This is a genomic window from Xanthomonas sp. NCPPB 4037, from assembly GCF_041475695.2.
GTDB lineage: Bacteria > Pseudomonadota > Gammaproteobacteria > Xanthomonadales > Xanthomonadaceae > Xanthomonas > Xanthomonas campestris.
Window position 1 is genome coordinate 3,618,820 of sequence record NZ_CM191261.1, and the last position, 14,497, is coordinate 3,633,316.

Here is a 14,497-nt window from a genome sequence, read left to right on the forward strand (position 1 = left end):
CTGGTAAAGATGCCACGGCTGCTGATCGCTCAAGGGCTGAATGACGGCGTTGCCGCGGCCGCAGCGCCTTCACGGATGCGCGCGGCCTGCATTTCGGTGGCCAGCAACGTGCCGCGCACATCGCTAGTGTGCCGCCGGGCCTGTTTCATGCAGAAATGCGCAAAGCCCGCACTTCCTGGCTGCGGCGTGATCGCGTTTGCGGTCAACGCACCGATCAGGCGCTGTTGCAGCCCCTGCATCCTGTTTTCTGCGCGCTGGATTTTTCTCATGTCTGAACTTTCCAGCTCCTCGTTTGCCATGCCCAGTTCTTCCAACATCAAGCTGACAGATCGCAGTTGGAACTCGTCGCGCTCACGCGCTTGATGCAGTTGCGTGGTCAAGCGTGCGTGCGCCTGCGCAGCCGTCGTGGCTGTGGCCTCTGTGTCTGGGATTGCACCACTGGCAGCATCCTCCGCCGGCAGCTCCACCCGCAAGCGCAGTTTCGAGTCTAGATATTTCTTTTGTAACTCCAGGCAACTTTGCATGTACGCAACCTGCGACTTGACCGAGCCTGGCGTTTGCAGCCACTGGTTCAACGCTGTTTCGGTCAATGTATCGGTATGTTTTGCATAGCTTCGCGCGGCTTTTTCGCCAGCGACGCGGGGTTTGCCGGTGAGCACTGCTCGCCCGTAGGTCGCCCCTGCAAAAAGCGCTGCCCTGGCTCGCTTGGCGAGCGAGGACGGTTGAGCCGCCTGACCAGTTGCTGGGCGCTGATCGGTAGAGCGAGGCACTGCCCGATAGCGTTTCTTCATGTCGTTGGCGCAGCTCTGCAAGAGCGCGTCCCGTGCTTTTTCCTGACCGTCGATACAGGCGTACAGGGCGCTGCGCAGTTCGAATCCATGCTGCGGAACGGCAACAGTCGCCTCCGTCGCGGCTGACGCGTCGTCGGCTGCAGGCGATGCCTGTTTTGCCGCTACCGACTGGGCAGCCACCGTGTGTTCGGTTGGGCCGGGCATGACATGGTCAGACTCCAGCTGGTCACCAGTGCCCGTCGTCACGACGGTGTCCGACGCTTTTCCCGAGGCACCGTCACTGACGCGTGGTGTGCCATGCGGATCCACTTCCCCCGGTGAGGCAGCGACGCCCGCCTCGGGCGTGGGCAGCAGGTCGGCCATGGCAAGCAATGCCCGGTCCACGCTGGGCATCTCCGCAGTCTCGTAGTTGCGATACCGTTTTTGCTTGCCATGCGCCAGCAGAAACTGGTGGCCACCAACACCCATCGTGACCGCACCCAGCAGACCGGCACCGACCACCAAACCGGTGCCCACCGGCCCGGTCACGGTGGCTGCACCCAGCACAACAGCAGCACTGACTCCGGTTTTGGTCAAAGTGCTGGCCGTGTAGGTGACGCCGCCAACGACAAAGCCCTTGTTCCAGTTGTTGAAGCTGCCGGCGAATCCCCTGCGCTGGGGCAGCTTGGTGCTCAAGAAGTGCTGGTAGCGTTGTGCGCCAGGGCTGAGCTCGCCCGGTTCCAGGCGTTGCATGAAGTCTTCGACACGCGCCACATCGGCAACCACGCGCGTTTTCTCCTTGCGTGACTGGTGCAGAAACGTACCGCCCAGCGCGGTGGCAGCGACGCTTGCCAGCGGAGCCAAGACAAATGTGCCGGCAATACCGGCCGCCGACGCGACGCCTGCGGCGGCGGTGCTGTGGCCGATCAAGCCAGCAGCATTTGCGTTATTGGCGCCGAGTGCCAACCCGCCCTGGATGCCGAGCTCTGTCGTGGCCTTGGTAAAGATCACGCTTGCGGACGCCATTGAGGTCACCGCGATAGCGCCATCACGTGCGTTGCGCTGTTGTTGGTAAGCGACTGTATCAATCGCCTCGCTCAAGGCATGGACCTGAGCGCCTGCAACTGCATTCAATGGGCCGCTCTCCGGCACAGTTCGCAACGATGCCATCTCTGACCGCAGCTGCCGTTCGCGCTGCCGCAGGGCGCCGCGTTGTTCGGCCACTTCGCGGGTTTCCTTGTAGGCGGCGTAGATCGCAAGGCCAGAGAGCGGCAGCATGGCGCCACTGATGCTCAAGCTCATTGCCAGATCGGCAACGCCTTCCGGCGCCCCCTCCTCAGCCAGGGTGTGCAGGAGGCTCTCGTGCGCTGCAGGCTCTACCGGATGCGGATCCAGAGAGTGCTCCGCGCCGATACCATGCTGCGTCTGATGGTCTGCCGACACTGGCGTGTGATCGATCGGCGTGTGTTCGTGTGAATGCGCGGGTTGGTCGGCTTCCGGGGAATGTTCCGGTTCACCCGAGTTGGGCATTTCCGCGATCAGTTCCGCCGTATTGTCTACAGTGCCATGCAGTGGATCGGCAAGATACTTGGCGACCACGAATGCATCATAGACCGCCTCTGCTTCCTGAATTTCGGCCATGGCATTTTCGCCAGCTTTGTGTTTTGAAGCGTGGCCGGAGACGGGCTTTCGTTGGGAAGCCTTTCGCTTTAACGATTCCAGACCCATGGGCCAGCCATCGGCAGCTGGCAGATCGTTCGCTGAAGCAAGGGCGTCGGGAGTAGACGAATCAAACGAGCGGGCAGAGCTGTTTGCGTGCTCTTGAATGCGCATAGCCAAATATCCACATGATGCGGTGCGGAAATAGTCTGCCTTCTATCTGCAGGACTCGCTCCAACTGCGAAATTCCTTGCCTTGGAGAGAACAGCCGACATTAAATCGAACAGCATTCATCTCGAATATAAATTGATGACTCGCTGGCGTATCAAAACGGGCGGGAGCTGAACTTCTCCCGGCGCGGCACGCCAAACCGGTAGCGCCTCGATAGAGAGCTTCAACGGACGCCTGCAAGCGGAGTGTCTCAACCGCACTGACTCTTCTCACTGGCCGATGCACGGTGCCGAGTCGAAAGGTGGCGGCGCCTCTATAACGAGAAGCGACCCCAGTACGCTGGCATGAAAAACCTCTGAAGATTTCGCCCGAGCTTACGGGCCCGAATCGAATTCAAAGGCGCCAAATCAGGCCGAAATCTCTACCGACTAGTGGCCCTGCAATCGGGGGCGGGTCAAATCCACTCCGCACTCTAAACCTGATCGCTACTCAGCGCGGGAGGACGTCGCTTAGTGCCGAGTGCACAAGGCTTGGCTGCCACGCATCCATATCGCGTGCAACGAACGCATTAAACACTGCACGAGCCGCATGCGGACTGACACGCACCCGCGCCGACACCATCACCCGCCCGCATCCTTCAAACCGGAGCGTACAACGTCGCCGGCCAGCGCGCTTCATCAAGAATCAGGCTTACCTGCTCTGCCAGCAGCTCTAGGGAACCTCTGAACAACGCACCACAGATAAGCGACACTACCCGCCTCATATTGAGGAGTGATCCATGCAACTGACGTTCGGCGACGCTGAAGGCCTGGGCAAGCGCAAGCAGACCCGCCGCGAGATTTTTCTGGCCGAGATGGAGCAGGTCGTTCCGTGGCAGCAACTGGTCGGGCTGATCGCGCCGCACTATCCGGTGTCGGGGCGGCCAGGTCGGCAGCCGTACGCATTGGCGACGATGTTGCGGATTCATTTGCTGCAGCAGTGGTATGCGTTGAGCGATCCGGCGATGGAAGAAGCGCTGCATGAGATTCCGAGCTTGCGGCGCTTTGCCCAGCTCGGTGGCTTGGACAACGTTCCGGACGAGACCACGATTCTCAACTTTCGGCGCTTGCTGGAGACCCATGGCCTTGCCGCACGGATGCTGGAAGCCGTCAACGCGCATCTGGCGCGCAAGGGCCAGAGCTTGCGCTCCGGCACGATCGTCGATGCGACGCTGATCGCTGCGCCCAGCTCGACCAAGAATGCCGACCATGCGCGCGACCCTGAGATGCATCAGACCAGGAAGGGTAATCAGTGGTATTTCGGGATGAAGGCGCACATCTGCGTGGATGAGTTTTCCGGGCTGGTGCACCACGTCCATTGCACAGCGGCCAATGTCGCCGACGTCACGGTGACGCACACGTTGCTGCATGGCAACGAAGACAGCGTGTTCGGCGACAGCGGCTACACCGGCGCGGACAAACGCGACGAACTGCAAGACTGCGAAGCTGCATTTTTCATTGCCGCCAAGCCTTCGCGAATTCAGGCTATTGGGAACAAACGCGAGCGTGCTCGGGAAGCACGTTGGGAACACTTCAAAGCCAGTGTGCGTGCAAAGGTGGAACATCCGTTCCGCGTGATCAAGCGCCAGTTCGGTTACACCAAGGTCCGCTATCGCGGCCTGGCCAAGAATACAGCACAGGTGCTGACGTTGTTTGCGCTGTCCAATCTGTGGATGGTGCGCCGGCAGCTGCTGCCGGCCAGGGGGTAATGCTGCCTGGCGGCAGGAGATGCCACCAGAAAACGCATGCCTTACGTACTTCAAGCCAACTACGCGCCTCATCTCGACAAGGCTGTTTGAACTTCGAAGATACCAGTTGGTTGTTCAGATCTTCCCTAGACAGAGCGCCAGCTCGTCCATGCGAATCGCCAGTTGCGGGGCCTGCTCTTCTGCGCGCGTGCGCGGCTCCGCAATCCGCGCCAGAAAACGCATGTGCTCGCCAAGCTTCTGCAGGCGGTCCTGCGCGAGCGCGCCAGGTTGCTGCTACCGCAGCGCGTGGCCGACATGGCGGCCCAACTCCGCTGGATCAAGCAGGTGCCACCCCTCTCACTGCGGATGATGCAGCGCCAGTGGGGCAGTTGCTCACCCTTGGGAAGGATCAGCTTGAATCTAAGCCTGATCCGTGTCCCGGGCGCCTGTATCGATTACGTCATCCTGCATGAGCTGTGTCATCTTAAAATGCACAACCACGGCAAGGCCTTCTATCGCCTGCTCGATGCCCATCTGCCTGGTTGGCGGGAGATCAAACAACGTCTGGAAAGTCTGGCCGAGCTGGCGTTGCGTCACTGAGCAATTAGGTGTTCAGTGGGGCTTCTCGGACCGCCTGGGGCAAGCGTTCGGGTGGTCGGCGTGGTGGAGGCTTACTGCTTACTGCTTACTGCTTACTGCTTACTGCTTACTGCTTACTGCTTACTGCTTACTGCCTGCTGCCTGCTGGGGCAGTGGTTCTTGGCTGACTCCGCTGCATGCGTTGCCAGAACGTGAACCGGATCAGCCAGAGATGTTTGCATGTCTCAGTAACGGCCCTTCAGACCGCCGCACCCGCGCCGCTATCTGGACGTCCACTGCCAACGCTGCGTCTGCGACCTGTGCGGTATCGAACGGATCGCATTCCAGGCAAGATCACCGGCTCACGCCGTTGTGAAAGGCAGTGGCGCATTCCCGTCGTTCCATCGAGCGACGGTCGGTTGGTGAGTTCCAGGAGCGTTTCATGTCGTCGTCCACCGTTACGCAAGACCCTGTCTCCGCGGTTCCGGAGCAGACCCAGCACGCCTTTGCCGAACACGTCCACAGCAAGCCCGCGCCCAGCCAGCCGATCGGCAGCACCGAAGCGGCGCACCTGATGACGTTCCTGTGCCAGACCCACTCGGCCAAACAGCCGCAGATCCTGCTGCCGCCGCAGGCGCGCGACGACGACGCGGCCTGAGTGCACCGACGCACGCGTGTCAGCAACATTGGCGACAGCACTACCGCTGTCGCCAGCCGCCATTATTTGCCGGTGTTGAACGCATTGAGCACGGTGAGCAGACTGGTCAGATTGTCGGCGACACCCACTTGCGCGACCTTCTCCACATCCGCCGCCGAGGCGGTCTTATCAAGGCTGTAGATCTGCATCAAGCCCTGACTGGTGGCGGCCTGCGACAGGGTGTTTTGCTGCTGTTGCGCCGATACCGCGTTCTGAAACAGGATGCCGGTCGAATGCGCCATGCTCTGGTAGATCGAGCCCATCGCCATTGCAGGCGCCTCGCCAATGACCTTGACATTGGACTGCGTGACAGCATCGGTGATCTGGTCGTTGACTGATGTTGGAAAAGCCATACGTGTGCTCCTGAGTGGACGGATACACGGCGCTGCGCGTCGTTGCACGCCAATCGGCACTGAAGGCCGGTCGCACCTGTTTTTTACCGAAAAGTTCTGCATGGCGGTGGGCAGGGCCAACGCGGTCAGGCCGAGTGCGGCCAGCCAGCGCAACGGGCAAAGTGGGGGTGACGACATCGCGGGCCATCGCCGTGGTGGGCGACGACGGCCCCGGGATGACCAGAGCACATGGTATTTAATAGATAATAAATAGGTATCTCTAAAATCCGCACAGGACTTCACCACGATGCTCCCGTCACGCCTGCTGACCTGCCTTGTTGCGAGCCTTGCCGTCTGCGCAGTTCAAGCCGAATCGCCCATGCCGACGCCCTCACCCATCGTGCTCAGCGAGTTCATCGCCAACCCGGCACCGACGCCACAGGCGCATGCCTCCACGCTCCTGGAAACCCGCGACGGCACGCTGCTGGCAGCCTGGTTTGGTGGTGCACACGAAGGCGCGGCCGATGTCGGTATCTGGCTCGCCCAACGCGGCCCGCAGCACTGGCAGTCGCCACGACGCATCGCCGACGGCGCGCACGCAGACACCAATGGCGCCGCGCTCCCGGCCTGGAATCCGGTGTTGTTTCAGTCCCGCATCGGGCCGGTGCAGCTGTACTACAAGCTCGGCCCGAATCCGCGCGATTGGTGGGGCCTGCGCACCATCTCCGATGACGACGGTGCGCACTGGTCGCCACCGCAGCGGCTGCCAGACGGCATTCTCGGCCCGATCAAGAACAAGCCGGTGCAATTGTCGAATGGACGCATCCTCGCGCCCAGCAGCAGCGAAGACCACGGCTGGCGCGCGCATCTGGAATGGAGCGACGACGACGGCGCGCAATGGCAGCGCGGCATGCCGCTCAACGACCCGAGTGTGATCGGTGCGATCCAGCCCAGCGTCCTGCTGCATGCGGACGGGCGCGTGCAGGTACTCGGGCGCAGCCAGCAGAACAGGTTGTTCAGTACGTTCTCGCACGATGGCGGCCTGCATTGGCAACCAATGCAGTTGCTGGACGTGGAGAACCCCAACTCCGGCACCGACGCGGTGATGCTGCGCGACGGCCGCGCCCTGCTGGTCTACAACCCCGGCATCGCCGGCAAGGACTGGTGGGACGGTCGCGGCACACTTGCGGTGGCGCTGTCGACCGATGGCGTCCACTGGCAACGCGTACTCACGCTGGAAAACAGCGCAAAAGACGAGTTCTCCTATCCGGCCGTGATTCAGACCCGCGATGGTCTGGTGCACATCAGCTACACCTGGAAGCGTCAACGCATCAGACATGTCGTGATCGATCCAGTGCGGCTTGGCGCATGCGCTACCTGCACGGCGTCTGCCGGCACCAGTCCTACCCAGGGGAGATCGATTGCTGACCGCCGCACCATCGACGCTTCGCCGCCCTGATCAGGACTTCGCGCCGAGATCCTTGTGCAATGCGCTGCAGTCGGATGATTTTCATTACACCGCATGCAACGAACGAGGAAACACGATGCCGCGCATCGGTCGGGCACGCACGCCAGAGGTTCCGTTGGAGCTTCCACCTGAGGACATCTCCAACCCAAACGCGCTGCCCTCCGATCGGACGCGGCCTCGCGCCGTTTCCGATCGCGGTTCAGGCCTGCTTGGTGACCTGCTCGGGCGTGTAACCGGCAACCGTCCGCGTCGCCCATCATCGACACCAGCGTCATCCGAAATCTCCGGTCGGCAGCCCAGGTCGGACGTGCGTTCGCATCCTCACCAAGTTGATGACCACATGGCAGCAGATGAAGGACCCGCAGACGCTTTTCACTCGTCAGGCGTGCCACAACTGGGCGCCAGAGAACGGGTCCGGTTCCACTCCACGGTAACGGGCTCGCCGCGCATCGAAGCTGCGCGCCCAGGCTCGCACGCCGCGCCAGGCAACACGCGGTTGGAGCACGGCGCATCGACTTCCACCTACGAAAGTGCGTTGTCGCAATGGCGGCAGGAATGCGCGGCGGCCAATGCGCAATGGCGCAACGCATGGAGCGCTGCCATCGACGGCATGCCGGCCGTCGAGACCGATCCGCAGGAGGCTCTGAGAGCAACCACAGCCACGTTAGCGGAAGCAGCCAACCCCGCTGTCGCATCGCTGAATCTCCACTGCCTGCCACTGCCCCGATTCCCTGAGCAGACCGACCGTCTTTCCCACCTGGAACACATGACCATCAGTGCAGCGGGCCTGTTGGAACTTCCGCAATCCATGCAAGACCTCGCCAACTTGCAGACATTGGCGTTGGAGCAGAATCCGATTCGCTCGCTGCCGGCATCCATTTCTTACCTGAGCAAATTGCGACAGCTCAGCATCGTCTTCTGTCCGGACTTGGCAGAGCTGCCCCGCAATCTTGCGATGCGCAACGTATCCGGCCAATACGAGGGGCTGATCAACCTGCAAGCACTACAGTTGTTGGGCACAGGAATACGCATCCTCCCGACCTCGATCATGCACCTGGAAAATTTGAAAAGATTGCAGGTGATGCACTCACCACTGGCCCAACTTGCCGTCAACATTCATCACATGCCCAGGCTGGAAGAACTGGATTTGCAGGGCTCGGCATTACGCAACTATCCCCCGGTTGCCAGGGGCCGTGCGCCATTGAAGAGACTCAACCTGCGGGACTGCAGCGAGCTGGTCACTCTGCCACTGGATATTCATACACTGACGCAGCTTGAAGAGCTTGACCTGCGAGGCTGCAACAGACTGCAAGCACTGCCTCCGACAATCTCTGCACTGCCTGCCGCTTGCACAATCCGTGTTCCACCACATCTGCAAGCGCAACTCGATCGACTCAGGCAGCACATAGTGCCGCCAAGACAAGATCGCACCGGTCCCATCGGCGCCAATCCCCACCCCGCCACCACGATCGATCCGGCGGGTGCATCTTCCTCTTGCACTGCACTCACCGGCATGCAGGCGCGTAAAGACGCGCTTGAAAAAATCGATGACACCGCACACGCCCTGTTGAGCGTTGTCATCGATGACGAAAGAAACCCGTTTATCGAAGGCGCCCCATCTTATCGTCCCGACAAGCGGCCTCCGGGAACTCCCGCCACGCTCGGCGAGGTGGCCGCACTCAAAAAAATGCTCGATGAAAGCAAGGATCCAGATTTCCTGACAATGGTGCAACAAATGGCGGGTGACACGCCTAGAGTCGAAGGGATGACCAGTGAAGACCTGAACGATCATTACACCGCCGTGAGCAACTGGCAGGCGCAGCAAAATGCGCACCTGGGTATCGTCGATCATCTCGGACAATACGTTTATCACCAAGAAAGCGAAATGGACGCATCGACGCTGGCCAAAGCGGTACAGATGTGGAAGACCCGCGAATGGCTCGTCGCTGCACGCCCGCAAGATCGTCGGCAGTTTCCCTCTTTCCCGCTATATCTGCCCGAGCATGCGCACGAAGGCTCGGATGGCGAGTAGACAGAACGACCGGTGGATTCTGGCTGCCGACAGCTTGCGTATAGAAGCCGCAACATGCCACCGATGCGGAAGCGTCCAGACCGATGAGCGTGCCGCCCGGCAATGCGCCGGCGCTCTTGACCACCAGCCGCACAGCGCGCGCTTCCAGCGACACCAGATCTGTCGGGCCTTGCATCCCGTGGTGCCGGCTAGGGTAGCCGCCTCAAGGCTGAGACGGCGCGAGAAGAGCGTGCCAATCGCAGTTCTCGTCACCGGGCGCGCATACGCGTTGCTCAGCGTTGCTGCAACACATCTACCATTCGCTGCACCCGTACGACATCCGTCCGTTGGTAGTCGCCTCCCAGATCGCGAATAGACGGGTGCGGTGCCTGCACCTGCGCGGCAATCACGCGGCGCGCCGAGGCGTGGAACTCGTGGGCGCCGGTGTGTTCGCTCACGGTGCGAAGGTTGTCCTCGGAGAGCCCGGCACCGGGCATGATGCTGATGCGGCCGCCTGCCTGCCGCACCAGCGCAGCTATGGTGTCGACACCTTCCAGCGCGCTCGCACGCGCACCGGAGGTCAGCACGCGCTCGCACCCCAGCGTGATCGCATCTTCCAGCGCGCGCGACGGATCGGCACTGACATCGATCGCACGATGGAAGGTCACACCCAGCGATCCCGCCGCCTCGATCAACACCCGCATCGTGGCCAGATCGACCTGCCCATCCGGATCCAGCGCGCCCAACACCACGCCATCGCAGCCCAGCCGCACGCATTGCTCCACATCGCGCCGCATCACCTCGACCTCTTCCGCATCGAAGACGAAATCGCCCACGCGCGGACGGATCAACACATACAGCGGAATCTGTAAACGCTCACGCACCACCGCCAGCGTGCCGAACGACGGCGTCAACCCGCCGCCATCCAGCCCCCCGCAGAGCTCGACCCGCATCGCACCGCCCTCCTGCGCAGCCAATGCCGAACCTATCGAATCGGCAGCCACTTCCAGCCCCAACGCGCTCATGCCGCAGGCTCAGTGGTGTAGTGGCTTTCGCCGGGCACCAGCAGGTCCTGCCGCTGCGCATCGCAGACCGCGTAGCTGAAACCCTTCTGGATCGCGAACGCGCCGACCTCGCCGCGTTTGTTCATCGCCAGAAAGCCCACCTGCAGCGTGCGCGTAAGCTCGGGCTTGCGCCGTATCAGCCGCATGACGACCTCGCGGCAGGCATCGGCCGGCGACTTGCCTTGGCGCATCATTTCCACCACCGCGAAACTACCGACATTGCGAATCACTTCTTCGCCCACGCCGGTGGAGGTGGCGCCGCCCACGTCGTTATCCAAATACAGGCCCGCACCGATGATGGGGCTGTCGCCGACCCGGCCGTGCATCTTCCACGCCATGCCGCTGGTGGTGCACGCACCGGACAGATTGCCGTGCGCATCCAGCGCCAGCATGCCGATGGTGTCGTGATTGTCCTTGCCGCCCGGCAATTTGGCATCGCGCCAGGCGCGGTTTTCGATATTGGCTTCCGGCGAATATTTCGACGTCTTCAACCACTCCTTCCACGCCGCCTCCGAGCTGGGCGTGAGCAGCTTGGTCTGCGGGAATCCCTGCTCCAGCGCGAACTGACGCGCACCATCGCCGACCAGCATCACATGCGGGGTTTTCTCCATCACCGCGCGCGCCACCGAGATCGCGTGCACCACATCTTCCAGTGCCGCCACCGAGCCGCAATTGCCCAGGTGATCCATGATGCAGGCGTCCAGCGTGACCCGCCCATCGCGATCCGGGTAACCGCCCAGCCCCACTGTGGGATTGCTCGGGTCCGCTTCGGGCACCCGCACGCCGGCTTCCACCGCATCCAGTGCGATACCGCCGCTGCCGAGGATTTTCCAGGCCGCCTGATTGGCGGCAATGCCGAAATCCCAGGTGGAAATCACCCGCGCTGCGCCGCGCGGCAGCACGGTAACGCGTCCGGCCGTGCCGGCACCGGCGGCGGCCTGCGCACGTGCGCCCCACCCGGCCAGGCCGGAAGCGATTGCACCAAGCGTGGCGCTCTTGAGGAAGTGACGACGTTGGATCATCCAGATGCACTCCGTGACGGAAACAGGTGACCGCGCAATCAGCGGCAGCCTCCCATGATGCGACAGCGGGGCGTGCCGATAAACCACAACGCCACTGCCGTGCATGCGGATCCGCGCACAACGCGAACCACGGCAGCGCGAACGAAGCCGCCAAGTCGGCGAAAAAAATCTCGCATCGGTTAACCCTGTTTCCCATCCTGGCCCGTTAGACGTTCAGAGGCGCAGTGCACGGCGACCTCCGGACCTCTTCTCTCGCCACGCTTGTTCACGACAAGCAAAGGACGTTGTATGCCGCGCCACAGCCTTCTTGCGCTCGCCCTGCTCCTGGGCGCCTGCAGCAGCAATCAGCCCGCCACGCCGTCGCTCACCCATGACGCTGCCACACCACGCGAACCGCAGCCACCGGTAGCGGACTCGGCCGCAAACCTGCCGTTACCCGAGACCAGCTTGGTGGCGCCCCAGGTCGAAAGCTCCCTGCGCCAGCGCGCACAAGGGAACGTGCAGGTCTCCAAGACAGCCTCACGCCCAATGCTGCCTGCACCGCCGGTGCTTTCCACCCCCGCAGCCCCTGCCCCGGCGGCCGTACTCGCAGCGCCGATGCACATGCATGAGCGCCTGATGCCAATGCCGCCCAGCCCGCCTACCGAGAACCGCGAGACCTATCAAACGCTGAGCGACAACCCGATCGTGCAGGCCGCCGAACAGCCGGTCTCCACCTTCAGCATCGACGTGGATACCGGCAGCTACAGCAATGTGCGCCGCTTCTTGAATGCCGGCACCTTGCCACCGGTGGATGCAGTGCGCGTAGAAGAACTGATCAACTATTTCCGCTACGACGATCCGGCGCCGACGGATGGCACGCCGTTCGCGGTCCGCACAGAACTGGCTCCCACGCCCTGGAACACCGACACGCTGCTGCTGCGCATCGGCGTGGCCGGCCGCGATGTGCCAACCGCCGCGTTGCCGCCCGCAAACCTGGTGTTCCTGGTGGATGTCTCCGGCTCGATGGACGCGCCAGACAAGTTGCCGCTCCTGCAGTCATCGCTCAAATTGCTGGTGCGGCAACTGCGGAAGCAGGACCGCATCACCCTGGTGACCTACGCCGGCAGCACCGCCGTGGTGTTGCCACCCACATCCGGCGACCAACAAACGCGCATCGTCGAAGCCATCGACAGCCTGCAATCGGGCGGCGGCACTGCCGGTGCCAGTGGCATCGAGCTGGCCTACAAAGCGGCCCAGCAGGCGTATCTGCGCGGCGGCATCAACCGCATCCTGCTGGCCACCGATGGCGACTTCAACGTGGGCGTCACCGATTTCGACCAGCTCAAGGGCATGGTGGCCGAAAAGCGCCGTTCCGGCGTGGCATTGAGCACGCTCGGCTTTGGCACCGGCAACTACAACGACACGCTGATGGAGCAACTGGCCGACGCCGGCGATGGCGCCTACGCCTACATCGACTCGGCGCTGGAAGCACGCAAGGTGCTCACCCACGAACTGGGGTCGACACTGGCCACCATCGCGCGCGACGTCAAGATCCAGGTCGAATTCAATCCGGGCACAGTCAAGGAATACCGCCTGATCGGCTATGAAAACCGTGCATTGCGCCGCGAGGATTTCAACAACGACCAGGTCGACGCCGGCGACATCGGCGCCGGGCACACTGTCACCGCATTGTATGAAATCACCCCGGCACAGGGCGCCGCCTCCGTCGACCCGCTGCGTTACGCCACCACCGCGGCGCGGCGCCCGCAGCCTACGACCGGCAACGAGCTGGCGCACGTCAAGCTGCGCTACAAGCTGCCGGAGGCGCAGCGCAGCCGCCTGCTCGATACCGTGGTGCGTGCCAACCAGCAGCAAGCGCTGGCTGCCACCAGCGATGCGTTCCGCTTTTCGGCAGCGGTGGCCGGCTTTGGTCAACGTCTGCGTGGCGGCAGCCAGCTGCACGGCTGGGATTACCCGCAGCTGCGCGCATTGGCGGCTGGCAGCCTGGGCAGCGACAGGCATGGCTACCGCGCCGATTTCCTGCAGCTGCTGCAGCAGGCAGACGCATTGAGTAGCCGGCCGCTTGCCACTAACGACTGATCGCTAGGACGTTCCCCGGAAGATGGCATGCGCGCTGAGCTGGCAATGAGCCATTGCACCACGCAGCACGCGCTCTACACTGCGCGCATGCCATCGACCGATCTTGCGCAACTTCCCGACGAGGAGCTCATGCTCCTTGTCGCCAATGGCTTCATCGAGCAACCGGCAAGCATGCTGTTCCAGCGTCACAACCGTGCGCTGTTCAATTTCCTGGCCTGGCTCTGCGAGGGCAACGTCAGCGAGGCCGAAGACCTGGCGCAGAAGACCTGGGTCAAGCTGATGACCCGATGCAGCGACTACCGGCCCGGGCAGGCCGCGTTCACCACGTTCCTGTTCCAGATCGGCCGCAATGCGTGGATCGACACGCGCCGCAGCGCCCATCACACCACCTCGATCGCGCTGGACGAGGCGCATCTGCAACTACCCGACCAGGAGTTGTCGGGCGAGCAGTTGGCGATGCTTGGCCAACAGCAGCACCGCGTGCGCGCGGCCGTCATGGCCTTGCCGGATGCGCAGCGCGAAGTGGTGGTGCTGCGGTTCTTTGCCGAACTTGGTGTTGAAGAAATCGCCCACGTGGTGGGCGAAGGCTTCGAGACCGTGAAAAGCCGCCTGCGCTATGCATTCGCCAAGCTGCGCGTCAGCCTGGATGCGGTGCAATGAGCGCACTGTTCGAGCAGTTCCTGGAGGGCGAAGACGGCATCTCGGCGCTGCTGCGCGCACTGCCTGCGTACGCGCCACCGGCGGGGATGGATGCGTGGTTTGTGCAAGCGGCACGGGCAGCATCGGTGGCGCATGCGGCAACCACAGCAGGAGTCGCAGCAGAAGCACCGCAGGCGCAAGCCGGGTCGGCGCCAGTGGTCAACGCTGCGGGAACGCAGACGTTTGATTTCGAGCCACCAGCCAGCCTGCAGGCAGC

12 protein-coding genes are annotated in these 14,497 nt (G+C 62.6%); 7 read left to right on the forward strand and 5 right to left on the reverse strand.

Annotation, left to right across the window (positions count from 1 at the left end; genetic code table 11):
- Positions 1 to 29: 29 nt before the first annotated feature.
- Positions 30 to 2,603, reverse strand: a complete 2,574-nt coding sequence (xopK, locus tag ACCQ01_RS16140) for a type III secretion system effector XopK (protein ID WP_323370314.1) — start codon at positions 2,601 to 2,603, stop codon at positions 30 to 32.
- A 775-nt stretch (positions 2,604 to 3,378) separates the two neighbouring features.
- Between xopK and ACCQ01_RS16145 the strand changes: the two genes are divergently transcribed.
- On the forward strand, positions 3,379 to 4,347 hold the full coding sequence (locus ACCQ01_RS16145) for an IS5 family transposase (protein WP_228431966.1): 969 nt from the start codon (positions 3,379 to 3,381) through the stop codon (positions 4,345 to 4,347).
- Between the two features lie 114 nt (positions 4,348 to 4,461).
- Here ACCQ01_RS16145 and ACCQ01_RS16150 read toward each other — a convergent pair whose 3' ends face one another.
- Entirely contained in the window at positions 4,462 to 4,569 is a 108-nt protein-coding gene (locus ACCQ01_RS16150; protein ID WP_503256831.1) for an XAC0095 family protein, read from the reverse strand.
- On the opposite strand from ACCQ01_RS16150, the gene ACCQ01_RS16155 reads away from it, so the two are divergent.
- Both ACCQ01_RS16155 and ACCQ01_RS16160 read left to right on the forward strand, forming a co-directional pair.
- A complete protein-coding gene (locus ACCQ01_RS16155; protein WP_503258227.1) occupies positions 4,519 to 4,926 on the forward strand; it encodes a YgjP-like metallopeptidase domain-containing protein in 408 nt (135 codons plus the stop codon). The genes ACCQ01_RS16150 and ACCQ01_RS16155 overlap by 51 nt on opposite strands.
- Positions 4,927 to 5,347: 421 nt before the next feature.
- A complete protein-coding gene (locus ACCQ01_RS16160) occupies positions 5,348 to 5,563 on the forward strand; it encodes a hypothetical protein (RefSeq protein WP_016904393.1) in 216 nt (71 codons plus the stop codon).
- Positions 5,564 to 5,625: 62 nt separating this feature from the next.
- On the opposite strand, the gene ACCQ01_RS16165 is transcribed toward ACCQ01_RS16160, so the two are convergent.
- Positions 5,626 to 5,955: a RebB family R body protein gene (locus ACCQ01_RS16165; RefSeq protein WP_228432059.1), complete on the reverse strand. Its 330-nt coding sequence runs from the start codon at positions 5,953 to 5,955 to the stop codon at positions 5,626 to 5,628.
- 286 nt (positions 5,956 to 6,241) lie between these two features.
- Here ACCQ01_RS16165 and ACCQ01_RS16170 point away from each other — a divergent pair, with 286 nt between their 5' ends.
- Both ACCQ01_RS16170 and xopL read left to right on the forward strand, forming a co-directional pair.
- The gene (locus tag ACCQ01_RS16170) at positions 6,242 to 7,393 is read left to right on the forward strand and encodes a sialidase family protein (RefSeq protein WP_228431965.1); all 1,152 of its coding nucleotides are present in this window, start codon (positions 6,242 to 6,244) and stop codon (positions 7,391 to 7,393) included.
- An 85-nt stretch (positions 7,394 to 7,478) separates the two neighbouring features.
- Positions 7,479 to 9,434, forward strand: coding sequence for a type III secretion system leucine-rich repeat domain-containing effector XopL (gene xopL / locus ACCQ01_RS16175; protein WP_372358902.1), 1,956 nt, complete (start codon positions 7,479 to 7,481; stop codon positions 9,432 to 9,434).
- A gap of 272 nt (positions 9,435 to 9,706) precedes the next feature.
- On the opposite strand, the gene ACCQ01_RS16180 is transcribed toward xopL, so the two are convergent.
- On the reverse strand, positions 9,707 to 10,438 hold the full coding sequence (locus ACCQ01_RS16180) for a copper homeostasis protein CutC (RefSeq protein WP_228431963.1): 732 nt from the start codon (positions 10,436 to 10,438) through the stop codon (positions 9,707 to 9,709).
- Positions 10,435 to 11,499, reverse strand: a complete 1,065-nt coding sequence (locus ACCQ01_RS16185) for a glycosylasparaginase (RefSeq protein WP_228431961.1) — start codon at positions 11,497 to 11,499, stop codon at positions 10,435 to 10,437. Before ACCQ01_RS16185 ends, ACCQ01_RS16180 begins: the two co-directional genes overlap by 4 nt.
- A gap of 597 nt (positions 11,500 to 12,096) precedes the next feature.
- On the opposite strand from ACCQ01_RS16185, the gene ACCQ01_RS16190 reads away from it, so the two are divergent.
- Both ACCQ01_RS16190 and ACCQ01_RS16195 read left to right on the forward strand, forming a co-directional pair.
- A complete protein-coding gene (locus ACCQ01_RS16190) occupies positions 12,097 to 13,581 on the forward strand; it encodes a vWA domain-containing protein (RefSeq protein ID WP_228431959.1) in 1,485 nt (494 codons plus the stop codon).
- Positions 13,582 to 13,668: 87 nt separating this feature from the next.
- On the forward strand, positions 13,669 to 14,241 hold the full coding sequence (locus ACCQ01_RS16195; protein WP_228431957.1) for a sigma-70 family RNA polymerase sigma factor: 573 nt from the start codon (positions 13,669 to 13,671) through the stop codon (positions 14,239 to 14,241).
- Positions 14,242 to 14,497 lie beyond the last annotated feature (256 nt).